Origin of the sequence: Ferrovum myxofaciens (genome assembly GCF_013181415.1) — a bacterium.
GTDB lineage: Bacteria > Pseudomonadota > Gammaproteobacteria > Burkholderiales > Ferrovaceae > Ferrovum > Ferrovum myxofaciens.
This window is the reverse complement of record NZ_CP053676.1, coordinates 1,317,851-1,340,264: the sequence shown is the minus strand read 5'-3', so window position 1 is coordinate 1,340,264 and position 22,414 is coordinate 1,317,851. Positions and strand designations below refer to the sequence as shown.

The window sequence follows — 22,414 nt, the reverse complement described above, 5'->3', positions numbered from 1 at the left end:
CAGGGAAAAAACCATGAGTCATAGTGTTCCTAGCCGTCCCCAGATGGATGTGCAAGTTGAAAGAAAGTTCGTTCCCAAGCAGAAGGATCTGGGGGCAGACGTTACCTGGGCCAAGATCAACAAAGATGTACTGAGAAGTCTGGAAAAGCCGCGCCCCGTTTTCTGGGTAATTTTCTTTTCCGCCCTAGCCCTGTTCTCCTTTGGCGTTTACTGTGAGGTTTATCAGTATCAAAACGGAATGGGGGTATCGGATTTGAACAACCCGCAGGTATGGGGGTTGTACATTGCCACCTTCATTTTCTGGATCGGGATGGGCCACTCCGGCACCTTGCTGTCCGCTCTGCTTCATATCATCCATGCGGACTGGCGAAAACCGATCTACCGTTATTCGGAAGCCATGACCACCTTTACCTTGCTCACCGCAGCCCTGTTCGTGTTGGTGCACATGGGACGGCTCTGGCAGTTTTACTATGTGGTGGCCTACCCCAACGAACGCTGGACCTGGCCTAACTTCACCTCGCCGCTGGTCTGGGATGCCACAGCCATCGGAACCTACCTGACTTCGTCACTTCTGTTCCTCTATATGGGGATGATTCCTGATCTGGCGATCTGTCGTGACAATGCTCGGGGGGCACGGCGGGCACTTTACCGCTTTCTCTCCATGGGTTGGCAAGGAACTGACCGCCAGTGGGCCAATTTCAAGGTGGCTTACATGACCATGGCCTGCTTTTTGATGCCGCTGGCAGTTTCCGTGCACTCCATCGTGTCCACCGACTTTGCCGTGTCCCAAAACCCTGGCTGGCATGTGACGTCCTTCCCCCCCTACTTCGTGCTGGGTGCGCTGTATTCAGGATGTTCTGGCATCATCACCCTGTTCATCGTCCTGCGTTATGTGTTCCGTTTCGAAGCCTACATGACCCAGCCCATTCTCAACAAATTGATCAAGATGACCTTTGCCATTGCCATGGTTTGGACCTATCTGGATCTGATCGAGTATGCCACCACCTGGTATGGCAGCGATGAAGTGGCCAAGGCGGATCTGGTTTACCGTGCCACTGGGGACTATGCCCTGCAGTTCTGGGGAATGATTTTCTGTGCCATGGTGATGCCCTTCACTCTGTTGATCCGTTTCGTACGTCACAACTATACGACTTTGCTGATCATTTCATTGATCCTCAATGTAGGGATGTGGCTGGAACGTTTCCAGATCATTACGCCTACCTTTGCGAAATCCCACTATCCATGGACATGGACGGCGGGCTGGTGGCCCAGTTGGGTACAGTGGGGCATCGTGGCCGGGAGTTTTGGCTGGTTCACCATGCTCTTTATGTTGTACTGCAAGATTTTCCCCAGCGTGTCCATGTATGAAGTCAAGGAAATGGTGCACGAACAAAACATGGAAGAAAAGGCTCATGCGACGCAGGTGGAGGTTCATGAAGCCGGTCTGCTGCCAGAAATGAAGGGAGGGCAAGCATGATGAAAAAATCTCATACTCTGGCACTGTACGCTGACATGGATGAAGCGGCCAATGCGATCAGGGAACTCAAGTCATCGGGTGTGTCGGGCTTCAGGATGGAGGATGTGGTGGTCAAGTCCCCCATCGATCATCCCGAACTGAGTGAGTTGCTGGGTCCACGTCCCGTCTATATCCAGTGGTTTACCCTGCTGGGGGTCCTGCTGGGGCCCACCACCGGGCTGGTGTTGATCGCCTCTGCCCAGGCCAGTTTTATTTATCAGATACGGGGTGGGCGACCTGTGGTTCCCCTTCCCCCGGACATGGTGCTGACCTATGAACTGTTCATTTTGTCCGGGGTGCTCATGACGGTTTTGGCTACCTTCGTGGCCATGAAACTGCCGGGTAACCGGAGCCCGCTCTATAACGCCAGTGTGTCCGAAGACAAGATTGGTATCCTGGTGAAGGCCGACCCGCAAAGCATTCCGCAAATCAACGAAATTCTGGGGCGTCACAAGCCTCTCGAAATCATGGGAGACCAAGCACGATGAAATCCCTTACTCGCTGGATACCCGTTCTGGCCCTGGTTCCCTCCCTCGCCATGGCTTGGCCGTGGAGCAAGGACATGGCCAATCAGATCAGCGTCAAACCCCAGGAAGGTCCGGATGCCGTGCGACCTTTCCCGGAAAATTCCGTGCCGATGACAGGAACACCCACTACGCCTTATGTGCATGACGGGGATGCAGCCATGACCTTGGCCAACCCCAATCCCCCCACTGAAAAGTCGGTGGCCTTTGGGCGCGAGATGTTCAAGATCTACTGTGTGCCCTGTCATGGAGATTCGGGCACCGGAGATGGTCTGGTGGGCGAGAAACTGATTGTACGCCCCTTTGACCTCACGGCCCCCCGAGTTCAAAAAGAAGTTCCCGAGGGCTATATCTGGGGACATATCACCTTTGGTGGGGCACTCATGCCTTCCTACGGGAATGATATGTCACCTTCCGAGCGCTGGGATGTGGTGAATTATGTGCGACATGGTCTGCTGACTGACCCTACCGCCAAAAAACGCGACATGACCACCACCGAAAATAAATAATCATAAGGAGCCGCGCCGTGATTCCATTTGCAAGTTGGTCAGTATTGACCGTGGACTTTCTGATCGTGTTGCACCTATGCCTGGCAGGAGTTGCTCTGCCTTGCCTGCTGCATCTGGTCAATGCCAAGTGGCGCTATGAAGTTCGCCACATTTCCGTTGCTTTCTTTGCCTTGTATCCCCTCGCTGTGATACTTCTGCTCATCTTGCTGTTTGGGGGGGAAATGACTTTTCCCTGGGCGGGCACCTTCGAGCATCTGCCCAAGTGGAACAACCTGAAGTTTTTACGGGTGCGCGAGATTGCCGGCATCATCATCGTGGGACTGGCTTATGGTTCATTTGTTCGCTTGCAGCGCACCTCTGAAGACTCTCCGGAAAATCTGTCCCGCTTCAAGGCACTCGCTGCGGCCATTCCCTTTATTCATGTGTTGTACTGCACCATGGTGGCCTGGGATTTCGAGATGACCCTCTTGCCTCATTGGGAAAGTTCCATGTTTTCCGTGAACTATATCGTCAGTGTCTCGGGTATGTTTCTGGCATCCTTCGTAATTCTGCTCACCATTCTCCAGAATACCGGGGTGATCCAGCAAAAGATTCGCCTACAGATCTTCAATTATCTGGCGCAAATGATGCTGGGATTTACTATTTTATGGATCTATACTTTCTTCGGGCAATACCTCATCATATGGTACGGAAATATTACGGAAGAAACGGGCCGTATCTACCAGATGCAGTATGGTGTCTACAGTCCTCTATTCTGGATGTTCTTTGTGATGAAGTTCATCATCCCCTTTGTGACCCTGGTTTTTCCCTTCAGCCGGCACAATCCCAGGGTGATTTTTTTCATTGCCTGTGACATCGTTCTGGGTAGTTGGGTGGAGCGTTATACCTGGATTTCTGGAACTTACCCCACGCCTCACTTTCCCATGACCGGCAGTTTTGACATCGGCGTGACGGTGGTGGTGATGGTCACTGCTTTCCTGATTGTACGCAGCCGCTTGAGAAACACTCAGGTGATCAAGTAAGAAAGAAGAATTTCCAGTGCGGATGGGTTGAAAACCGCACTGGATGCTGGTATAAAGTGGCATGAGAGGTTGAAACCGTAGGAAAACAACCCAAAGTTGGGACAAGAGAGATAATCAGCAAAATAAAAAGTTTTGTAACTTGCTGAATATCATTAATTTCAGTGAAAACGAAAGAGAGGGGGGAGGAATGCAAAAAAAATCCATCATGTCGCGCGGCTTTTGGTGCATGATCGTCGGCGGAATGCTGACGGGTATGGGCAATGGCAGTGTGTTCGGTGCAGCCTTGATGTGTTTCCTGGGGCGCGGTGACTTCAATAACTGGGGAGGATGGAACGGTCAAGCCTATGATCCTCATACCTTCACCGGGTTTATCGACTGGTGTATGCTCGTCTTCGGTTTCGCCTATATCGGTATTCTTGCCATTGCTTTTCAACGGCATGACGCCATTGAAAACGCCGCTTGAGCCTCATCCAACCATTTTCGCGCCATTCGCGTCAAGGAGACATTGAAATGATCGGTACCATTGCTGCAGTTCTGGGGATTTCTCTTGCCTTCTCCAGCATGCTTCTTTCCTGGTATGTCCTGATGCCCCGCAAGCGTCACGGTCACCATTAATTCATTCCAATAACACATATTCATTTACTTACGTAATCTGATATAGAAAACAACAGGGGGGGTTCAAGATGTTCAAGTACCTATTTGCGCGTAGCGAGGATATTCCGGAGGGATCGGCTGCGGTTTATTTCGGTTTCTCCGCGATTGTCTGGTTTGTGATTGGGACCGGGCTGGGTGCCTTCAATGCATCAAAGTTGGCATTTCCTGATTTTGTCACGGGTCTGGAATTCGTTTCATTTGGTCACATGCGTCAAGTACACGTCCATGCCGTGATTTTTGGCTGGATTTCCATGGCGTTTGCCATGGCCATGATGTACATGACCCCGGCATTGGGTAACACCAAGTTGTGGTCGGAAAAGTTGGGCATCTGGAATGCATTTCTCTGGAATGTCGGGCTGTCTCTGGGGTTGACGCTGTTGTGGTCCGGGATGACCTCTGGGCGGGAGTATTCTGACTTCCCCTGGTTCATCGATCTGTACATTGCCACCTTCATGACCATTCCCTTGGGTATCAATGTCTGGATGACCGTCATTAACCGCAAGACACAGGGGATCTATACCACTAACTGGTTCTTTGCTTCTGCCGTGTTCATGGTCAGTATCGTGTTCATTGTGGGTAACCTGCCCGAGTGGTTCCATCTGACCGGGTTGACCGAAGCCTACCTGACTTGGTGGTTTGCGCACAATGTGCTGGGTTTGTGGATCACGCCGGTAGCAGCGGCCATTGCCTACTACACCATTCCCAAGGTGACGGGTAATCCGCTCTATTCTCACCGGATCGGTCACTTGCACTTTTGGTCAGTGGTGGTGTTCTACTCCACGCCCGCAGCCCATCACCTGATGTCTGCACCCTTGCCTGAATGGCTCAAATCCTTCGCTTCCGTGGAAGGAGTGCTGATTCTGGTGCCCGCCGTTGCCTTCGTGTCCAACATTCTGTTGACCATGCAAGGGAAATGGAACATGTTTGTGGAAAACCTGGAGATTCGTTTCACGGTAACTGGCTGTCTGATGGCCATTCCGCTGAACATGCAAGGGGGCTTCCAACAAACCCGCGCCATCAACTGGTACATTCACGGGACAGGCTGGATCGTGGCCCACGCCCACTTGGCTCTCCTGGGTTTTTCGACCTTCCTGGAAGCTGCCGCTGTCTACCTGGGTCTGCAAACATTGATGAAACGCAAGTTGTATTCGCTGACCTTGGGAAATCTGCATTTCTGGTTTCTGTTGATCGGATTCACGACCTACTGGGTGTCCATGACCATTGCCGGATTGATTCAAGGGGCGGGCAAGATTTACGAAGTCCCCTACATCGACGTGGTTATGGCAGAGCATCCCTACATGATTGCACGCTGGATCGGTGGTTCCCTGGTGTTCACAGGAAACTGCTTCTGGCTCTACAACATGTGGATGACTGCACGTGCTGGAACGGTGATTCCAGAGGGACGCATGGCCCACGAACTGGCCTACGAACGTTAATCGGCCACTGATCGCAGAATTGGAGGAGAATATCAAATGGTCAATTTTAGAGAGTACAAGATCGGAGCGCGTTTTTTCGGTCTTGCCCTAGGTGGTTCGATGACGATCACCTTGTTTATGCCAAGTTTTGACTTGCGCAATGTAAACGCCACCGAGGTGGCTCTGGACAAGCAACTTTGGGCTGGTCATGAATCAGGGTTCAGTCTGGATGATCCTTTCCTGACGGGGGAGCATCGTCCGGTACGAGTGACCTTGAAAACAGACCCGAAAACGGGTCAACCCATGGCCTCTACAGTCGCTTATGTTTATCCGGCGGGGACACCTCTTCCCAATGGTGTGGACCACCCCGATAACCTCGGGAACATTGTGGAACAGTTGAGCCGAGACAAGGGTCGGATCGGTGAAGCCACCAAGTCCCAAGGTGCCGTTTTCCTGCTCTCTTCCGAGCCTCAGGGAGATGGATCCAAGCAGTTCTACATTGAAAATGCTTCGGCCACCAAGGGCTGGAATCCAGAAGAAGTCATGAAAGCGGCCGGAGACGAAAATACTTACCATGCTTCCTATGGAAAAGCTATTTTCGTCCGTGAAGGCTGCTGGTGGTGTCATACCCTTCTGCCGGAAGAAACCCAGGATTGGCAAGTATTTGGTGCCCCTCCCATGTTGGGTGACTTCAATGGTGAATCCCCCACTGCCTTTGGTTCTGACCGCAAGGCACCGGATATTCTCCATGTAGGGTCACGGAACTCGTCCCGTGAATGGATGATGCTGCACTTTTTCAATCCGCGTCTGGTTCAGCCCCATTCCATCATGCCCCGTTTCGATTATCTTTGGGGACCCATCGATGACAAGGGTCAGAAGATCGATTTTGACAAGTGGCGTGCAGAATATAACGAGTATGTGGACGGAAAGCGGGTTACACCGCCTGAAGTTCCCATGTATGCCAGCAATTCTGATGCCCGCGCGTTGATCGACTTCGTTTTGTCGCTCAAGTAAATCTGATACAAAACTGACTGTTCCTTTCCTTTCAGGGGGTTGGGACAGTCGATAATAAGTGGAGGTCTCTATGAGTAATTGGTCCTTTGATTCGCCCCTGCGTACCCTTTCTGACGAAGAAAAGATCCGTAAGGACGAAAAATTGTGGGAAGATGACAATCTGGGTGGAGTGCACGAAGACAATAACCCGGTTCCCGCTCCTGTGGTGTGGTTGGTTGCTTTGACGGTGGTTACGGCATTCGCCATTACCTTCCCTCTGTGGGGTCAACGTCCGACGGCGGCTCTGTACGAGCCCTACGTCAATTCCATGGACAAACCTGAAGTTTTGGCTGCCAAGGATGACAAGGAAGCCATGGCCAAGATCGTGGAAATGAACAAAGGAACGCCCAATGATGCATTGTTGGAACGGCATCCTTTGAGCATGGACGATCTGCGCATGATTGCCCCCCAAATCAAGGCATTGGAAGCCAAGGGTGCGCATATGCATGATTTTGAAGTGGTGGGAGACCAAGTGGTCACTGCCAACTTTGAAGGAAACTATCGTCCAGACGGCTCCCGTATCCGCCAGCAGCCTTGGTGGGACAAGGGGTACACCATCGATGTTTTTTATCTGAGCTATTTCTTTTTAGCAGTATTTACCATGATCAAGCGGTTGCCCCCCACTTCGTGGCAACCCAAGCATGATCACTGAGCACGCCTATATTAAGGAGATGAGATCATGATCGACTTGGATTACGGCCCCTTGGCCATTGCTCTGCCCATCAGTATTGCCTTTATTTGTCCCTTTCTCTATAGTTTCTTTGTAGATAACTTCGACAAAAAAAAATAATGAGTTTTGCTGGCAATATGAAACCATAACCAGTTAAATGACTCCCAGTGCCATACCTGACGGTATGGCACTTTTTTTGACTTCATTCGAAACTCTAACTCATGATCAATGAAATCTCGCATCTCGTGACTGCAACGACCTCTGGCAAAATCGATATGAGTATCGAAGGAATGAGGAGTCAACGGTTCAGCGTCTATATTTTTGTATTTCTGATGATCGGCATTGCCGTGTTTTCCGGAATCATCTATTCCCTGCTCAAGGGAAAATATGCGCCCACCAAGATGCGTATCGGGGAACGCCTGATGTTCATCGCCATTATCCTGGGCGTGGTGGTGGCCACCGGTTTCGGTGCTACACAACTACTGACTGGTTATCTGTTTTAATTGTGGTGGAAAGGGGTTGGGAATTTTGAACCTTTGCAGGAATGACAACTCCAACATCGTTGAGAGAGTGTTAGAATAACCACAACCTTTATACAGGAGTTTGGCATGGGCAATTACCTTGATACCTTACCCGACGGGTGGACCATCTACCTGTGGCTCGTTGCCGGAGGACTTATCATTGCCGTGAGTATTTATGGGATACGCTGGGGCTCAAAAAACGAACAGTTCGATGAGGATATCAAGTACTTGGTGTTCAAAGAAAGCGACAAGGATAAGATGAGTCCGGAAGAATATGCCAAAAGTCGTGAAGTCCTGGCGAAACAGGAAGCCAGAAGGGCTGAGGTTTTGGCAGACCAAGCGGCGGCAGTCAGGAAAACCAAGACGACATGAAACGGGGTGAGTGGGTCGTGCTGGGCCTGGTCGGGGCCCTGGCGGTGGCGGGTGTTGTGCAAAACATTATCCATCACGAAAAAGGTGATCAGAACGTTGACCGTGGGGTGCCTTTTTACACCACTGCCACACCTGAATTGGCGCGGGAAGGGTCTGATCTGATTCGGCAGAATGACTGTCGTCAATGCCATTCCCTTTGGTCCGTTCGTAACATCATGCAGTCGGTTCCTTCCCCTTCACTGGACGGGATGGGTGATTTGCGGAGCGAGGCATGGCTTTACCAGTATTTATCGTCTCCCCATCCTCAGGCCCTGCTGCCCAGTCGCCTCAAGCCCGAATACCGCATGCCTTCCTTTGCCATGCTTCCCGAGCAGGAAAGAAGAACCTTGGCTCATTATCTGGCCAGTTTGCATGTCAAGGATTGGTATCTTGAAGAAACCAAAAAAAGTGAATATGAAAAACTCACGGGGAAGGACGACTACAAAAAATGACGGAAGTAGTTCCACAGGAAAAAGATACGGGTAAGTGGGGGCGGGCGCTGATCGGATTGGGCGTCGCCTCTGCCATCAATCACTTTGGGGACCGTCTGCTGGGCGTCACCATCGAAGTCTTTACCAATGCATTGGATTATTTTTCTTTTCGCTGGATGCTGGATGTCTTTCTCGTCCCCCTGATTGCGAACTTTTTTTTGGCGTTGATTTTTGGCAAGGGAAGTAAATGGCTGTGTTATGCCACCCCCTTGATTGTCCGGGGCATCAGTTATTTCAATGTCGCGGAAATAACCGGGGTTCCGGAGTACGGTCATCTGATTCCCATGGGATGGTGGGGTTTCTTCATCATCCTGGCCATGGAAACTGGGATGGTGGGCGCAGTGATCGGCGAATCCGTGATCAAACGTTACTATGGGCGAAAGACCCTCGAGATGATCTATCAGGAACGTTTGGCAAGAGAAGAACGTCAGCGTCAACGTCGTCAACGCGCGCAGAAACCCGGGGAGTAAACGGTGGCACTTTCTCCTAAAACACCCTCTACGCCAGAGGAACGGCTCAAGCGCAAAAAAATCCTGTCAGCCACCCTGGTGACCTGTATTGGCATCGTCATGATTGGCAGTTCGTTACATGTCATCAAATTGGGACAAGGGCGCATGGAGGATATGCGCAATCTGGTGTCCTACAATATCAACGATTCCGATAGCCATATTCGCGCAGCGGGTGAGGATATCCAGATACACGCACAGCACGAGAGTGGTCAAGTCAAGGGCGGCTACACGGTGGAGGAGGCGGATCGATTGCTGAGCCGCGAACAATGGGAAGATCTGAACACCATGGTGACCATTCCCGCGGGTCCTTTTCGGATGGGCACCAATCTCGATCGTGCTGATCCTCCCGACAAGCCGGAGCATACGGTGGATCTTCCCGCCTATGCCATCGACAAATACCCCGTCACCAATGCGCAATATGCCCGCTTTGTGGCAGCCACCGGACATCGTCCGCCGCTCAACTGGAAGGGGGGAAAGATTCCCCAGGGCGCGTTGCTGCTGCCGGTGACTCTGGTGACCTGGTATGATGCCAAAGCTTATGCCCAATGGGCACATAAGCGCTTGCCCACGGAAGCTGAATTTGAAAAAGCCGGACGGGGCAAGGACGGACGCCGTTGGCCCTGGGGAAATATCATGGACCCGACCAAATTGAATACTTACTACAACCGCAATTCTTCGACGCCGGTAACCGATTATCCCCAGGGAGCCAGTTCCTACGGTGTCTTTGATTTATCAGGTAACGTGGATGAATGGACCGACAGCGATTTTGCCCCTTACCCTGGATCCATTGCGCCCACCATCGTGTTTCAAGGCAAGGTGTCCGTTCAGGAATCCTCCCAGGATCGCAACTTGGGGATTTCTGATCAAAAACTGATCAAACGCAGTTACAAGGTGCTGCGGGGCGGATCCTGGAAAAGTGATCCCTTTTCTACCTCACTTTTTCACCGCGATAATGCCTTTGCCAACATGACTTCTGACTTTTATGGGTTTCGCTGTGCCAGTTCCCTTCCCTCCTCTCACTGAGTATTGACCCATGTTGCGTCAACTTCGTATTCCAGCCTTGCTGGCGCAGTGTCTATGGATTTCTAACGCCCATGCCGTAGATAGTTATCGTTATCTGCATGTGACCGTGGATACCCCGTGGAATATTTTCCTCTTTTTGCTGATTGGCATATTCGCCCCTTTTATCCTGATGGGTGTGCTGGCCTGGTATTTTTCTTTCAAAAAGAAACCAACGCCCCCCAATCCCCCCTCTTCTCCAGAGGATCATCCATGAAATCCCACGGCTTTCTGGGATGTCGTGGGGGGTGGTCTCTTTTGACCTGGATGATATTTATCCTGGGATTGGCGCTTTTTCGGCCTGCACTGGCGGCTCCGGACGCCCCCCAAAATCCTAATGCCGTTCAGGTGATGGAGGCATTTCAGAAGCAGCAGGGAGACAAGGACGATGGGGTGACGCCGGTAGATGACCACAAGAAAAAAATCATCATGTTCATCATGGGTGTCCCGCTCATCCTGATGGTTCTGGTGACGGGAGTTTTGGGCATCGGCATGGGCATCTATGGCAAACCCTGGTTTGTACCTCACATGATCATGGCAGGATTGACCATGACCCTGGCCCTGGTTCATGCCATCGTGGGGGTGGCCTGGTTCTTCCCCTTTTGAACCCCTTCCTGATTCCGGCCCTGTACGGTTTGTCGGGTCTGGTGGGATTGGCCTATGAGGTACTGTGGGTCCGTATGGTAACCCTCCAGTTTGGTCTGAGTGTCTTTGGAGTGGTCATTACGGTGGCTGCATTCATGGCGGGACTGGGGTTGGGCGCGCTGGCTTTGTCCGGCCGTACCTTTCGCCGCCCCCTGCGCCTACTCGCCCTGCTGGAAGTGAGTGTGGCCCTCTTCTCCGCCCTTTTGCCCTTTCTGGCCCCCCTTGAAGAACGTGCCCTTTGGGCGGGGTTTTCCCATCAAGGCGCTCTGAACTGGCATTTGGGATTGGCCCTGGTGTCTTTTCTCCTGCTGACCCTGCCCGCCCTGGCCCTGGGGGCCGGATTCCCACTGGTCCTGTCGCTTGGCCAACAGGTTTCTGGACGGTTGGGACTGCTTTACGGGATCAATACGCTGGGTGCCGTTTTGGGCGCCTTGCTTCCCTTGATTCTGCTGCCGATGTTCGGCTGGGTCCAGGCCCTGCGTGGGATCGCACTGCTGGGCGCCGCGTTGGGGGGCGGGTGGTGGATGCTGGATCGTTTCGAGGGAACCCATGCCTCTGTTCAGGACCAGGGGTCGACGGCACCCACTGATAAATCAGGAAGAACCGATTCGATGCTCCTGCTTTTTTATGGGATTCTGGGGATGGCCAGTCTTTCCCTGGAAATCGCCTGGACTCGCCTCTTCGGACTATTGTTTCTGCGTACCGAGTATGTCCTGGCTTTGATTCTGGCTTCCTTTCTGGTGGGTATCGGGTTGGGCAGTCTGGTGGCGACCCGCTGGCAGTCCACTCTGCGACGATTCCGCAGCGTGTTCCCCTGGATGGCTGCCGGCGGCGTCCTGGCAGGACTGGCTATATTGCCGGTGGTGGCGGCTTGGGTCGAACACCCGCTGGGCCAAACGCTGACCCAGGCGCTTCTGCTGCAAGGCCTGATCTTGACCGTACTTACTTTCCCGGTGACTTTTGTCCTGGGACTATGGCTTCCTCTTCTGAGTGAAGAGCAGGGCAGTCTCCGGACCGGAGTGAAACTGTACGGAGCCAATTCCCTGGGGGGCGCTTTGGGGGCTCTGCTGACGGGTTTTGTCTGGCTGCCCTGGCTGGGAACCACTGGAACTTTGGTCTGGAGCGCTTTTTTGATCCTGGGTGCCAGTCTGACCTGGACCCGTCCCTGGACGTTGCTGCAGGGGGGCTTGATGGTGGGCTTTGTGGGGTTAGGTGCAGGACTCTGGACTTTTCCCCCTGCACAGAAATTACTGCCGGAAACACTGGCTGGAAGTCGGGATATTTATCGCTATGAAGATGCCGTGGCCATGACGCAAGTGGTGGAGCAACCCGATGGGCAGAGAATTCTCCTCACCGACCTGCAACGTCACGATGCCTCCTCTGACCCCACCGCAGCATTTGTGCAACGGAACCAGGGACGTCTGGCCCTGTTGTTGCAGGGCCAGCCCCAACGGGTGTTGTTTTTGGGACTGGGTACCGGGTTGTCGCTGGCCGGTAGTTCGGCGTATCCCAACGTACGGCGGGTAGCCGTGGAATTGTCGCAGGGGTCCATCGAAGCAGCACGTCGCTACTTTACTCCCGTGGATGGTCCGATCCTGAGTGAAACCGAACTGATTCAGGATGATGCCCGGCATTTCATGAGTTCTACGGAAGACCATTATGACGTCATCGTAGGTGATCTCTACCATCCTGACTTGGCCGGGGTGGGGGCTTTGCTCTCCCTGGAACAGTTTGAGCGGGTGCGGGATCATTTGTCGGCCCGTGGAGTATTCGTTCAATGGCTGGCCTTGAACCAATTTGATCCTGCCGCTCTCCAAGTGGAGTTGAGAACCTTTCGGCGAGTTTTTCCCGATGCCTATCTGTTTCTGGATGGCATGCATCTGGCATTGGTGGGGTTTCGCCAAACCTGGGCAGGCTGGTCTTTGGTGGAAGCCGGTCAGGAGCGTCTCGGTCCGGATCAACGGTTTGAAGCCACGGGCGGTGAGGGGGTGATGACCTGGATGGGACGCTACTGGGGTAAAATTCCTGATACGCCGGGACCTGTTCAGAAAGAATGGGCGCCCGTCATTGATTTTTCATTGCCCCGACTGAAATATTCCGGCAGCGCATTGGACGCCACCCTGGCGGCTCTGTGGCATCAACGGCCTTCCCTGGAGCAGGCGGAACAGGATTTGAATCTGCCCGAACGCCAGCGTCCGGAATTTGCTTCAGCCTGGCATGCCACCCAATATCTGGTGCAAAGTTGGCAGGATCGTATGACGGGGCGCGACGGCGAAGCCGAACGTCTGATTCGCCTTGCCTTCGAGGCCAATCCTCGGGATCGCTGGGTGGGCTATGCGCTGGCCGATGAGGTTTTGGCTCAGTTGACCCGTGCGCCGTTGTCCGCTGCTCAAAAGGAAGTTGTGCTGGACAAACTGGCACTCCGTTTCCCCTGGCATGTGGAGGTACAAAGGGCGCTTTGGAAAATTCAAAGGGAGCGCCATGAATTTGCAGAAGCAGAAAAGACCCGCCTGAACCTGTTGCAGGAAGCCCCCCTTGACCGGGAGGCCAGAATGGCGAAGAATGAAAGTTTTCAGTAAATTTTAGGGAGGTGCAGGGCTAAATGAATGGGGCAATGGCACAGGTCTCGCGCTTTCATCTGCACCGTCGTGTAGTGCAGGGAGTCACCCTTTTGTTGGTTATTTTGGTCCCTGCTCTGGGACTATTTCGTATTGACCCGCGCGCCGGTGCCTTGGTTGTGCTGGATCGTCAGATCTGGTTCGCCGACTTCTTTCTGATCGCCGGACTGTGGGTCACCCTGCTCAGTCTTCTGGTGATGCTCTATTCTGTGGCTGGCACCGTATTTTGTGGGTGGGTATGTCCGCAGAATATTTTTTCCGAATGGGCCAATTACATGACCCACCTACTGCTGGGGAAGCGGGCCGAAGTCAGTCTGGATGGTCAGGCACTGGTCATCTCTCCAGCCAAAAATCGTGTGTGGAACTGGGGGTTACTGGGCCTCGCCTTCCTGTTGGCCTCCATGTTTCTGGGCGTGATTCCCCTATTTTATTTTTATGACCCTTCCACGATCCTGGCTTTTCTTCTCTGGCGTTCGGATCCCGCCTTGGCCAGTTCCCTGCATTGGATTTATGCGGTTTTTGTATTGATCATTCTGGTGGATATTGCTGTGATTCGCCACTTCTGGTGCCGTTTTGCCTGCGTGTATCGGGTTTGGCAACACAGTTTTCGGACCCGTGAAACCCTTCATGTGCGTTATGACGCCAGTCGCGCCAGTGCCTGCGAAAAGTGTAACTATTGTGTGACCTCCTGTTTCATCGACATCGATCCACGCAAGACGGATATCTATGACAGTTGTATCAATTGCGGCGAGTGTATCGATGCCTGTAACCGTCTTCAGGCCAAGAAAGGGAACCCGGGGTTGCTGAGTTTTGAATTTGGCGAACGTAAAACCAAGCAGGAAGCACGGATTCACTTTCGCAACAATGCCATCGGCCTGACCGCGCGCACCCGTTGGATGACGGTTGTCATGGCCCTGGGGTTAAGTTTTTTTGCCTGGGGATTGTGGACCTGGGAACCTCTCCATCTGGCGGCATACCGGGCCGAGGTGCAAGATGCCGCAAACGATCTGGATTATCGTATCGAAATCGCCAATAAACGTTACCGTCCTGAAAGGGTGGAATTATCGGTGCAGGGATTGAAACCGGGAGAGTATCATTTATCCCAGACCCTGCTGACGATTCCTGCGGCAGGGCGACTGTCCGCGATCTTGTCCATCTCGCCAACCCTGTCCCATGGCGTGCATTCCTTCCGCATCCAGGCCCATGCCTTGCAGGAGGACTGGAAAGACCAGTTTGCCATTCAGCATTTCTCAGAAGCCCCCAAGGGAGGTACCCCATGAATCAAACCCGTGAACCTGAGCCACCCCTGAGCGAGATCCAACCCGAATGGGGGCGCCGAGACAAAGAGCATTTTGGCTATGCCTCCGATGACGAACGCAAGGCCAAACGGGGACTGGAGGACTGGGAATTGCTGGAGAGTGTTCCTTTATCCCAGAAACCCGTGCCTTACTGGTTTTTTGCCGTGATCGTGGTGGTTCTGCTGGTGGCGGTGGGACTGGCCTTCCCTTTTTGGGGGGTTCGTCCTGGCCACCAGAAGCACTGGCTGGACTGGGGGTTTTTGTTGGCGCTGGTGTATATTGCGGGCGCTGGAACCTTTGTATACTACATGGTCCGGATGTACGGGGTCGCCCATCCTGGGCCGCAGGAAGCCGATTCTCAAAACGGTAGGGACTCTGCCAGTTCTCAATCCAACAAAACTACCGATGAACCCCGTTAAAAAGTCCTTTTGGGTCATCCTCGGAGGGGGTACGCTGTTCTTTCTGTCCGCTTGCGGAAAAACAGAACCATCCCTGCCGGATACGACCTCCCAAACCTGGAATGACTGGACCGTACGCGTGGAATCCCGCCCCAGTCCCCCCCGGGATGGCATGAATGAGTTTCTGGTCATGGTCACCGGGGCCCATGATCGACCCGGTTCCCACTGTCTGGTGGATATCCGGACGGCCCAGTCTGATCCCTGGAAACAGGCCATTCAGGATGGGCGGGTGGGAGTGTACCGGCGGGCCGCTCTGGTCGAGCTAGGGGAACGTCGTACGGTGCAGGTTCGCCTGAACTGCGCGGACGAAGCGCAGAACAGCGTTTTGTTTTTCCCGCTGCATGTTCCCAACTAGGCGCTTGCCGGACTTTCTCATTCCCGGGTGAGGGTGAGACTCAACCCCACACCGCGAGAATCCCCTCGCTTTAGCCATGGGGAGGAAAGCGGGAAGTTGGTTTTGACTTAGATTTATCTTGCATTATATATCTAGCATCTGTATAATTAGTACATGAGCGATTACACCATAAAATACAAGAGCAACCTGAACGTAGTTTACTCCTGTAAGTACCAGGTTATTTGGTGTCCTAAGTATCGGCGTTCGGTTTTAGTGAAGGGCGTTGACGTTCGTCTGAAAGAAATTATACAAGACGTTGCTACTGAGTATAAATGTGAAATATTGGAACTTGAGGTTATGCCGGATCATGTACATTTACTGGTAGAGGTTGACCCCCAGTTCGGAATACACCGGCTGATTAAGTTGATGAAGGGCAGGTCATCCAAATTGATACGTGAAGAGTTTAAGTGGATAAAGTCGCGGCTACCGACCTTGTGGACGAATAGTTACTTTGTATCGACGATTGGCGGCGCACCGCTTGAAGTGGTTAAACAATATATCGAGCAGCAAAAGCACAAATGAAACGCACCGCCACGCCCACCTTTGTTCTCAGCATTCCCCTGGTTGTGAAACCCGGTGAAGACCGGATACTGATCGGGCGCATGGAGGCGGGTAGGCGTTTGTACAACGCCACTTTAGGCGAAGCACTTCGCCGCCATGGTTTGCTGAAACAGTCGAAAGACTGGCAGCACACCCGCACCATCGCCGACAAGAAATTACGCGGCAGCGAGTTTCAGCGTCTCTCGAAAGAAGCAGGGTTCACGCCTGCGGCCATCATCACCTTTGCCCGTACCTGCAAAAATGAAGCGGGATGGAAAGACCGGCTTGGTTCTAACGTAACCCAGCGCATCGCGGAGCAGGTGTTCGCAGCCGTGCAGCAATACGCCTTTGGTAAACGCGGTCGCCCACGTTTTAAAGGTGCTTCCCGCCCCCTGCATTCGCTTGAGGCAACCACCAATGCGGCCAACATCATCTGGAAGCCTGAAACGGGCTGTATCGAGTTTGGCGACCTCACGCTACCGGCCTTGCTACCCTCCAAAACACAAGACCCGTATTTGCACCAAGCGCTCACCAATAAAACAAAGTATTGCCGCGTGCTGTGGCGCGTTGTTTCCGGCTCACGCCGCTGGTTTGTGCAACTCATGCAGGAAGGCATCGCCCCGGCAAAGCACGAGCAGGCTTGTGGCGAAATCGTTGGTCTGGACATCGGTCCGAGCACGGTTGCTGTGGTCGGCGACAACTCCGCATCGCTGGTGAAATTCTGCGACACCGTGGTTCAGCCATGGAAAGAAACCCGCCGCTTGCAACGTGCCATGGACAGGTCTAAACGTGCCACGAACCCGCTCTGTTTTAACGCTAACGGGACGTGGAAAAAAGGCCAGAAGTTCACACCATCGAAACGTTACACGGCAATCCGCACCGAATATGCGGAAGTAGAACGCAAGCTGGCGGCTGAGCGCAAACGCGCCCATGGTGAGCTTGCCAACCAGATTCTCGGACTGGGAAATGTCATCCAGTCCGAAACCCTGTCTTACCTCGCCTTCCAAAAAAATTATGGCAAGAGCGTGAAAGTCAGAGCACCCGGAATGTTCGTCGAACAATTGCGTCGCAAGGCTGAAAGTGCTGGCGGCAAGTTGATTGATTTGCACACCTGGTCGCTGAAAATGTCGCAGTACGACCACACCACCGGAGTTTTCACAAAGAAGCCGCTCAGTCAGCGGTGGCATGTGCTGGGGGATGGATCGGGAGTTGTGCAACGGGATGTGTATTCCGCATTCCTCGCACGCTGCGTTATGAGCAACACGCACCACCCATCCCATATTGAAACAATGTGGGCGGCTCAGAAACCTGTGCTGCTGCAAACGGGGTGGCTGCGTTCCGAACCTGCGAAGATCGAGCCTTCGGGCAAAATCACGGTGGCAACACCGTTAGAGCAGGTCGTTTGTGATAGAGGGTTTGCCGCTGGTCATGGCCTGGATGCTGTAGTCGCAAGACGAGAGCCAGGAGACCCCAGCGGGTTCGCCCTTAGAACCCCCTGTCTTTAGACATGGGGAGGTTTAGTCCTCGGCGCGGGTACTTTCCACCGGACCCATCAAGGTCAGGACGATATTGGAGAAGTAGACCATGAATCCCACCGCCATGCAGGTCCCCGCCACGGCCACAATAGGGCCGTAGAAATGGTGTGCATGAGTCATGGCCGAGCGGTCATGGAGCATCAGATACCCCTCCCAGATGCCAAAGACCATTTGGGTGGTATAAAACCCGTAGACCCCGATAAATAGCCACCAGAAGGAATGCTGAACCAGCCTTTGGGAGTAGATGCGTTTGCCACTCAAACGGGGGAGCAAGTAATAGGTGGTGCCCATGGCCAGAGTGACGACGCCGCCCACTAAATTCATGTGGGCATGGGCCAGGGGGTCGATCATATGTCCCGGGCCGCCGTAGGGGCTCCCAATGGAATCGAGCCAGGCCCGAATGGGGGGAAACACCTGCAACATCCCGTGCATGGCTCCAATGAAGAGAGACGTGGCAGAAACAATGAAAAATTTGACTAAACGGCGGAGGTCTGAGAGCGAATGCATGCGCCAACCTGTATAAAGAGAGTCCGTAAAAAGGGAGGCTTAAAAACAAAGCACCCGGTGAACAGACACCGGGTGTTTGAAGAATTTCCCTCTGGTCAGCAAGGACCCAGGGATAAATCCGGATTATTTGCCTTTCTTTTGATCATTGGCCAGAATGTCGACGCCCAGGCCACCGAGGGACAAGGACACCAGAATACCTCCAACGAACAGGATCACGGGAATGATCATGTACCCTTTATCCATAATTTCCATATTTCTCTCCCCTGTTAAAATTTTAAGTGGACGACGTCAAGATCCATCAGACATGACACTGGGATGGTAACAAAAGTCTTGGGTTCTTGGCAAACTTTTTTAATTTTCCAGGATAGCCTGGGTTTCGTGGAATAACTGGTCAGGGGTCTGAGGCACCTGAAAGGATGCCTGCAGGCGACCCGAGGGATTGAACAGGAAAATCGTGCTGCTGTGATCCACCGCATAGTTTCCCCGCCCATCCCGTTCCTGGTTATGAAGGACGGCATAGACTCCCAAACTCTGGGTGAAGGGGCTGAGTTGGGCCGTGGTGGCCTGAGCTCCAATGAAAGAGGGGTCAAAGGCGGGGATATACCGTCCCAGAACGGACAGGGAATCGCGCTGAGGGTCAACGGAAACAAACAGGACCTGGGGTGCGGGATGACCGCTCCTTTTGAAGGATCGGGATACCGAGGCCAATAGGGCAAGATCGGTGGGGCAGACATCGGGACAGTGGGTATAGCCAAAGAGCAGAAATGTCCAGTGCCCTGATAAGGACTTCCGGGTCAAGGTGCCCTGGGTGGAGGGCAGGGAGAAGGGAGGCAAGGAAGGTCCCTGAGCCAGCCACTGGGTTCGATCCCCCAGTCCTTGGGGCGGTGCGGGTTGGTGCCAAAAGAAAAATCCCAGCCCCCCTAGAACGAGAAGCGCCGCGCTGAACAGAAAAATGACGGACAGAGAGGATCGGGGTCCAGTCCTCATTGATCCCGAACCACACGGAATCCGATGGTATTGACGCGCACGGTGGGGTCATCGGCAGTGCGTCTGCTCAGAGCGAGATCGTGGGTATCATTGTTCCATGACCCCCCCCGCACCACCCGCGACAGACATTCTCCATCCTGTTCAGCGGCATCGCCTTCCCAGGCTGCACCGTTATCCGGAACGCTACGCTGATCATCCTGATTGATCCGACGGGTGCTCTGGTAGCAATCTTCCGTCCATTCCCATAGATTACCGCTCATGTCATACAGTCCCCAGGCATTGGGTGCCTTGGTGGCCACGGGATGAGGGTGATTGGCACTGTTCTCTCCATACCAGGCGATGGGATCGAGAGTGTCGCCCCCACAGTAGGGACTGGCAAGACCGGCCCGACAGGCATAGCCCCATTCGCTTTCGGAGGGCAAGCGATAATGCCGCCCGGTCTTGGCGTTGAGGCGCAGGATATAAACCTGAGCATCTTCCCAACTGACGCGGTCCACGGGGCAGTTATCGCCACAGAGAGGAAAGGCGCTGGGATTGCGGCGCATGAGTGCGCGCCATTGTCCCTGGGTGATCAGGGTGGTGCTCATCATGAAGGGTTTGGAAAAAGTAACCCTTCCCCCCCCGCTGAGAACAAAACTTCCCGCCGGAATCGAGGTCATTTCCGGACATTCAGGGCAATCCTGCACCTTGGTGGGTTTGGAAGGGGAAGCTGCGCTGGTGAGGGCAAGGACGAGCATCAGTCCCCCCAATGCTTTGGAACTCAGACTGACCATAGGACTTCTCCCAAAAAGAACCGCACTTGTGAATCCGTTCCGTGGAAAGTCCCAGTTTATCCCACTCTCGTTTAGATGAAAAGGGGGAGGAAACGTAAAGGGGACCGGGGGTGAATCATGGAGTAATGGGGGGAAGTGGAGCCTCATGGAAAACATCGCGATAGGAAGCATAGACGCTGGCGATGATGAGGGCCACCATGAAAAATCCGATCAAACCGCTGATCCAGGGGAGGGCAAAACTGAGAAAAGTGGCGATGGCCAGCAGGATTCCCATGATCAGGGTGAATAGAAGAAAGGCGGGGAGATTGACAAGACACCCCTGGGTACTGAGGGTCAGAGCCTCCAGCGTGGATAAAGCGGTAAAACGCAGGAGCGCCGGGGCAAACCAGCCCATCATGAGCAGGGCCAGTTGAAGAAGAACAAGGGTGATGAACAGGGGGGTCAGAGAGAACATGGCCACCCGTAATTGTTCCAGATTCTCTGCGCCGTCCAGGGACAAATTCTGCAGGTCCATCATTTGTTGCCCTCCCCATAGGACCAATACCAGGGTCAGCAGGGTTTCGCCCGCGATATTGACCATACCCAACTGGAATAATCGTCTGGAACTGCTTTTGAAACCACTGAGCAGATGCGGGATCTTGAGGGAGCGTCCTTGTTCCACGGCAGCACAGCCCGCCATCATACCGGCAAACAAGGCGGGGAGCGACAGAGAAAAAAAGACAGGACCCAGCATTGGGAACAGACTGCATACCAGGATGAAGGCAAACCACAGGACCAGACTGGTCATCCAGCCAATGGGGCTGTGCAGGACTGTATGGGCCCCTTGACGAATCCATAAAGCGCCGTGCCACAACGGCACCTGGCGAGGGGTCAGAGGGGCCATGGGCAGGGTTGCTCGAGGTGATGGCTGAGGATATGCTCAAACCAGGTAGGGTCATGGGGATTGAGGAGCGAACCGGTACGGGGCTGGAATCGATCGTTCAGACGCGAAAGCCAGAAGCGCAAAGCGGCCGTCACCAGCATTCGGGGCCAGTGTTTAATTTCCGCCGCAGTGAGGGGGCGCTTCTCGTGATAGGCGACCAGCAGGGCAGAGAGCCGGGTAGGGTCGAGGCACGCTTGCGGGGTCACGCACCAGTCATTGGCCACAATGGCCAGATCGTAGACCCAGTTATCGGTTCCGGCAAAATAGAAATCGATGAGGCCGCTGATACGCTCTTCTTCGAACAGGACATTATCCCGGAACAGGTCAGCGTGAATGGGGCCCTGCGGGAGAGAGGGGTCGAAAGAGGACGCCTGTGCCAAGGCGTGGTTCAGCAGAGACTGCTGAGAGGCCGTCAGAAAAGGGCGAATCTCCTGCGCTGTCTGGATGCGCCAGTGCTGCCCCCTGGGGTTGACCTGTGTTCCTTCAAAAGTGAGCGCAGCCTGGTGCATGCGGGCAATCATGTGCCCCAAGGCAGCGCAGTGATGGACAGTGGGTTGGGTCCGGGATTGTCCGCTCAAACGCGTCACCAAACTGGTGGGTTTGTCTTTGAGCAGGGCGTGGAACTGACCTTTCCGGTTTGGTAGAGGGGCGGGGCAAGGCAGACCCTGGACGGCCAGATGGTTCATCAGACCCAGATAGTAGGGTAGTTCCTGCGCCTGGAGTTTTTCGAAAAGCGTCAGGACGTAATGTCCCGTGGTGGTATGAACGAAATAATTGGTATTTTCAATACCCGCAGCAATGGGAACGAGATCCTGCAGTGTCCCCACCGGATAGTGTTCGAGCCAAAGTGAAAGTTCCTCTGGAGAAACCGTGGTAAAGACAGCCATGAAGCGATGATCCGTGCTTAGAATTCAAAAATGACCCACTGAGGGGGCTGAACATAGTCTTCAATCACATCGCGCTGGTGCCAGATTCCGCTGCCATCCTCATCGATCAGGTAGTAGGGAGGGCCGACTTTGGGGGTGACTTTTATTTTATACAGACGTCCGCGAATTCGATATTCCTCGAAAGTTGCGCTGTCCCGTTCCACGATGGTGACCTGAGCATTGGTATCATTGGCATCGGCTGAACCGCTCTGGGGGGGGGAAGGACTTTTCTGGGTCGGAGGCGCTGAAGGAGTCGCCTGAACGGGGCCGGAAGAACTCTCCTTGGGGGGGGCTTCCGGCGCATCGACGGAAGAATCGTCCAGCGTGGGGGGCAAAGGGGTGTCTGATCCCAGAGGGGGCAAAGGCTCTTCGGCAAAGGAACTCTGCACACCCAGAGCCACAAGCCCAATCAAAAATAGCAGGCGAAAGAAAGAAGTCATGGGTGAATTCTAACAGG

28 protein-coding genes are annotated in these 22,414 nt (G+C 53.7%); 21 read left to right on the top strand and 7 right to left on the bottom strand.

The window, feature by feature from the left end; all coding sequences use genetic code 11:
* The first annotated feature begins 13 nt into the window (after positions 1-13).
* The 21 genes from nrfD to HO274_RS06415 all read left to right on the top strand — a co-directional run bounded on the left by nrfD (position 14) and on the right by HO274_RS06415 (position 17,812).
* On the top strand, positions 14-1,477 hold the full coding sequence (nrfD, locus tag HO274_RS06515) for an NrfD/PsrC family molybdoenzyme membrane anchor subunit (protein ID WP_082783147.1): 1,464 nt from the start codon (positions 14-16) through the stop codon (positions 1,475-1,477).
* Positions 1,474-2,004, top strand: coding sequence for a DUF3341 domain-containing protein (locus tag HO274_RS06510; protein ID WP_273117841.1), 531 nt, complete (start codon positions 1,474-1,476; stop codon positions 2,002-2,004). The genes nrfD and HO274_RS06510 overlap by 4 nt, the downstream gene beginning before the upstream one ends.
* Positions 2,001-2,549, top strand: coding sequence for a c-type cytochrome (locus HO274_RS06505; protein ID WP_031597847.1), 549 nt, complete (start codon positions 2,001-2,003; stop codon positions 2,547-2,549). Before HO274_RS06510 ends, HO274_RS06505 begins: the two co-directional genes overlap by 4 nt.
* A gap of 17 nt (positions 2,550-2,566) precedes the next feature.
* Positions 2,567-3,571: a polysulfide reductase NrfD family protein gene (locus tag HO274_RS06500; protein WP_031597849.1), complete on the top strand. Its 1,005-nt coding sequence runs from the start codon at positions 2,567-2,569 to the stop codon at positions 3,569-3,571.
* Positions 3,572-3,758: 187 nt separating this feature from the next.
* Positions 3,759-4,034, top strand: a complete 276-nt coding sequence (locus HO274_RS06495) for a hypothetical protein (RefSeq protein ID WP_197456370.1) — start codon at positions 3,759-3,761, stop codon at positions 4,032-4,034.
* Positions 4,035-4,254: 220 nt separating this feature from the next.
* Positions 4,255-5,661, top strand: coding sequence for a cbb3-type cytochrome c oxidase subunit I (locus HO274_RS06490; protein ID WP_062187826.1), 1,407 nt, complete (start codon positions 4,255-4,257; stop codon positions 5,659-5,661).
* Positions 5,662-5,697: 36 nt separating this feature from the next.
* Positions 5,698-6,654, top strand: a complete 957-nt coding sequence (locus HO274_RS06485; protein ID WP_031597853.1) for a cbb3-type cytochrome c oxidase subunit II — start codon at positions 5,698-5,700, stop codon at positions 6,652-6,654.
* 70 nt (positions 6,655-6,724) lie between these two features.
* On the top strand, positions 6,725-7,345 hold the full coding sequence (locus tag HO274_RS06480; RefSeq protein WP_031597854.1) for a hypothetical protein: 621 nt from the start codon (positions 6,725-6,727) through the stop codon (positions 7,343-7,345).
* A 239-nt stretch (positions 7,346-7,584) separates the two neighbouring features.
* Positions 7,585-7,866: a hypothetical protein gene (locus tag HO274_RS06475; RefSeq protein ID WP_035417611.1), complete on the top strand. Its 282-nt coding sequence runs from the start codon at positions 7,585-7,587 to the stop codon at positions 7,864-7,866.
* A gap of 105 nt (positions 7,867-7,971) precedes the next feature.
* A complete protein-coding gene (locus tag HO274_RS06470) occupies positions 7,972-8,256 on the top strand; it encodes a hypothetical protein (protein ID WP_031597856.1) in 285 nt (94 codons plus the stop codon).
* On the top strand, positions 8,253-8,747 hold the full coding sequence (locus HO274_RS06465; protein ID WP_273122246.1) for a c-type cytochrome: 495 nt from the start codon (positions 8,253-8,255) through the stop codon (positions 8,745-8,747). The genes HO274_RS06470 and HO274_RS06465 overlap by 4 nt, the downstream gene beginning before the upstream one ends.
* Entirely contained in the window at positions 8,744-9,256 is a 513-nt protein-coding gene (locus HO274_RS06460) for a hypothetical protein (protein ID WP_031597859.1), read from the top strand. The genes HO274_RS06465 and HO274_RS06460 overlap by 4 nt, the downstream gene beginning before the upstream one ends.
* A gap of 3 nt (positions 9,257-9,259) precedes the next feature.
* Entirely contained in the window at positions 9,260-10,318 is a 1,059-nt protein-coding gene (locus tag HO274_RS06455; RefSeq protein ID WP_273122245.1) for a formylglycine-generating enzyme family protein, read from the top strand.
* A 10-nt stretch (positions 10,319-10,328) separates the two neighbouring features.
* Entirely contained in the window at positions 10,329-10,571 is a 243-nt protein-coding gene (locus HO274_RS06450; RefSeq protein ID WP_051862468.1) for a hypothetical protein, read from the top strand.
* Positions 10,568-10,960: a hypothetical protein gene (locus HO274_RS06445; RefSeq protein ID WP_273122242.1), complete on the top strand. Its 393-nt coding sequence runs from the start codon at positions 10,568-10,570 to the stop codon at positions 10,958-10,960. The genes HO274_RS06450 and HO274_RS06445 overlap by 4 nt, the downstream gene beginning before the upstream one ends.
* A complete protein-coding gene (locus tag HO274_RS06440; protein WP_273122240.1) occupies positions 10,957-13,578 on the top strand; it encodes a fused MFS/spermidine synthase in 2,622 nt (873 codons plus the stop codon). The genes HO274_RS06445 and HO274_RS06440 overlap by 4 nt, the downstream gene beginning before the upstream one ends.
* A 23-nt stretch (positions 13,579-13,601) precedes the next feature.
* Complete coding sequence (locus HO274_RS06435) at positions 13,602-14,897, top strand: 4Fe-4S dicluster domain-containing protein (RefSeq protein ID WP_082783146.1); 1,296 nt, start codon at positions 13,602-13,604, stop codon at positions 14,895-14,897.
* Positions 14,894-15,334 (top strand): hypothetical protein, encoded by a 441-nt coding sequence (locus HO274_RS06430; protein ID WP_051862476.1) that lies wholly within the window; start codon positions 14,894-14,896, stop codon positions 15,332-15,334. Before HO274_RS06435 ends, HO274_RS06430 begins: the two co-directional genes overlap by 4 nt.
* Entirely contained in the window at positions 15,321-15,728 is a 408-nt protein-coding gene (locus tag HO274_RS06425) for a hypothetical protein (protein WP_273122238.1), read from the top strand. Before HO274_RS06430 ends, HO274_RS06425 begins: the two co-directional genes overlap by 14 nt.
* A gap of 153 nt (positions 15,729-15,881) precedes the next feature.
* On the top strand, positions 15,882-16,289 hold the full coding sequence (gene tnpA / locus HO274_RS06420; protein WP_273122236.1) for an IS200/IS605 family transposase: 408 nt from the start codon (positions 15,882-15,884) through the stop codon (positions 16,287-16,289).
* Positions 16,286-17,812, top strand: a complete 1,527-nt coding sequence (locus tag HO274_RS06415) for a transposase (protein WP_273122234.1) — start codon at positions 16,286-16,288, stop codon at positions 17,810-17,812. Before tnpA ends, HO274_RS06415 begins: the two co-directional genes overlap by 4 nt.
* Before the next feature lie 12 nt (positions 17,813-17,824).
* Here HO274_RS06415 and HO274_RS06410 read toward each other — a convergent pair whose 3' ends face one another.
* The 7 genes from HO274_RS06410 to HO274_RS06380 form a co-directional block, all read right to left on the bottom strand.
* Positions 17,825-18,265, bottom strand: a complete 441-nt coding sequence (locus tag HO274_RS06410; protein WP_197456368.1) for a cbb3-type cytochrome c oxidase subunit I — start codon at positions 18,263-18,265, stop codon at positions 17,825-17,827.
* 207 nt (positions 18,266-18,472) lie between these two features.
* Positions 18,473-18,601 (bottom strand): hypothetical protein, encoded by a 129-nt coding sequence (locus HO274_RS06405; RefSeq protein WP_273122231.1) that lies wholly within the window; start codon positions 18,599-18,601, stop codon positions 18,473-18,475.
* Between the two features lie 99 nt (positions 18,602-18,700).
* The gene (locus tag HO274_RS06400) at positions 18,701-19,336 is read right to left on the bottom strand and encodes an SCO family protein (RefSeq protein ID WP_273122229.1); all 636 of its coding nucleotides are present in this window, start codon (positions 19,334-19,336) and stop codon (positions 18,701-18,703) included.
* A complete protein-coding gene (locus HO274_RS06395) occupies positions 19,333-20,109 on the bottom strand; it encodes a formylglycine-generating enzyme family protein (RefSeq protein ID WP_273122227.1) in 777 nt (258 codons plus the stop codon). Before HO274_RS06395 ends, HO274_RS06400 begins: the two co-directional genes overlap by 4 nt.
* A 115-nt stretch (positions 20,110-20,224) precedes the next feature.
* Positions 20,225-20,992: a BPSS1780 family membrane protein gene (locus HO274_RS06390; RefSeq protein ID WP_031597873.1), complete on the bottom strand. Its 768-nt coding sequence runs from the start codon at positions 20,990-20,992 to the stop codon at positions 20,225-20,227.
* Complete coding sequence (locus HO274_RS06385; protein ID WP_031597875.1) at positions 20,980-21,918, bottom strand: homoserine kinase; 939 nt, start codon at positions 21,916-21,918, stop codon at positions 20,980-20,982. The genes HO274_RS06390 and HO274_RS06385 overlap by 13 nt, the downstream gene beginning before the upstream one ends.
* A gap of 17 nt (positions 21,919-21,935) precedes the next feature.
* Positions 21,936-22,397: a DUF2782 domain-containing protein gene (locus HO274_RS06380; RefSeq protein WP_051862483.1), complete on the bottom strand. Its 462-nt coding sequence runs from the start codon at positions 22,395-22,397 to the stop codon at positions 21,936-21,938.
* Between the last annotated feature and the right edge of the window lie 17 nt (positions 22,398-22,414).

Bases quoted from the DNA above. Each gene is read 5' to 3' on its own strand.
- HO274_RS06470 (WP_031597856.1), top strand. From the start codon at position 7,972: ATGGGCAATTACCTTGATACCTTACCCGACGGGTGGACCATCTACCTG.
- HO274_RS06410 (WP_197456368.1), bottom strand. From the start codon at position 18,265: ATGTTGCAGGTGTTTCCCCCCATTCGGGCCTGGCTCGATTCCATTGGG.
- HO274_RS06485 (WP_031597853.1), top strand. From the start codon at position 5,698: ATGGTCAATTTTAGAGAGTACAAGATCGGAGCGCGTTTTTTCGGTCTT.
- HO274_RS06385 (WP_031597875.1), bottom strand. From the start codon at position 21,918: ATGGCTGTCTTTACCACGGTTTCTCCAGAGGAACTTTCACTTTGGCTC.
- HO274_RS06475 (WP_035417611.1), top strand. From the start codon at position 7,585: ATGATCAATGAAATCTCGCATCTCGTGACTGCAACGACCTCTGGCAAA.
- tnpA (WP_273122236.1), top strand. From the start codon at position 15,882: ATGAGCGATTACACCATAAAATACAAGAGCAACCTGAACGTAGTTTAC.
- HO274_RS06465 (WP_273122246.1), top strand. From the start codon at position 8,253: ATGAAACGGGGTGAGTGGGTCGTGCTGGGCCTGGTCGGGGCCCTGGCG.
- HO274_RS06490 (WP_062187826.1), top strand. From the start codon at position 4,255: ATGTTCAAGTACCTATTTGCGCGTAGCGAGGATATTCCGGAGGGATCG.
- HO274_RS06480 (WP_031597854.1), top strand. From the start codon at position 6,725: ATGAGTAATTGGTCCTTTGATTCGCCCCTGCGTACCCTTTCTGACGAA.
- HO274_RS06510 (WP_273117841.1), top strand. From the start codon at position 1,474: ATGATGAAAAAATCTCATACTCTGGCACTGTACGCTGACATGGATGAA.
- HO274_RS06380 (WP_051862483.1), bottom strand. From the start codon at position 22,397: ATGACTTCTTTCTTTCGCCTGCTATTTTTGATTGGGCTTGTGGCTCTG.
- HO274_RS06435 (WP_082783146.1), top strand. From the start codon at position 13,602: ATGAATGGGGCAATGGCACAGGTCTCGCGCTTTCATCTGCACCGTCGT.
- nrfD (WP_082783147.1), top strand. From the start codon at position 14: ATGAGTCATAGTGTTCCTAGCCGTCCCCAGATGGATGTGCAAGTTGAA.
- HO274_RS06495 (WP_197456370.1), top strand. From the start codon at position 3,759: ATGCAAAAAAAATCCATCATGTCGCGCGGCTTTTGGTGCATGATCGTC.
- HO274_RS06460 (WP_031597859.1), top strand. From the start codon at position 8,744: ATGACGGAAGTAGTTCCACAGGAAAAAGATACGGGTAAGTGGGGGCGG.
- HO274_RS06390 (WP_031597873.1), bottom strand. From the start codon at position 20,992: ATGGCCCCTCTGACCCCTCGCCAGGTGCCGTTGTGGCACGGCGCTTTA.
- HO274_RS06505 (WP_031597847.1), top strand. From the start codon at position 2,001: ATGAAATCCCTTACTCGCTGGATACCCGTTCTGGCCCTGGTTCCCTCC.
- HO274_RS06450 (WP_051862468.1), top strand. From the start codon at position 10,329: ATGTTGCGTCAACTTCGTATTCCAGCCTTGCTGGCGCAGTGTCTATGG.
- HO274_RS06445 (WP_273122242.1), top strand. From the start codon at position 10,568: ATGAAATCCCACGGCTTTCTGGGATGTCGTGGGGGGTGGTCTCTTTTG.
- HO274_RS06430 (WP_051862476.1), top strand. From the start codon at position 14,894: ATGAATCAAACCCGTGAACCTGAGCCACCCCTGAGCGAGATCCAACCC.
- HO274_RS06395 (WP_273122227.1), bottom strand. From the start codon at position 20,109: ATGGTCAGTCTGAGTTCCAAAGCATTGGGGGGACTGATGCTCGTCCTT.
- HO274_RS06405 (WP_273122231.1), bottom strand. From the start codon at position 18,601: ATGGAAATTATGGATAAAGGGTACATGATCATTCCCGTGATCCTGTTC.
- HO274_RS06425 (WP_273122238.1), top strand. From the start codon at position 15,321: ATGAACCCCGTTAAAAAGTCCTTTTGGGTCATCCTCGGAGGGGGTACG.
- HO274_RS06415 (WP_273122234.1), top strand. From the start codon at position 16,286: ATGAAACGCACCGCCACGCCCACCTTTGTTCTCAGCATTCCCCTGGTT.
- HO274_RS06400 (WP_273122229.1), bottom strand. From the start codon at position 19,336: ATGAGGACTGGACCCCGATCCTCTCTGTCCGTCATTTTTCTGTTCAGC.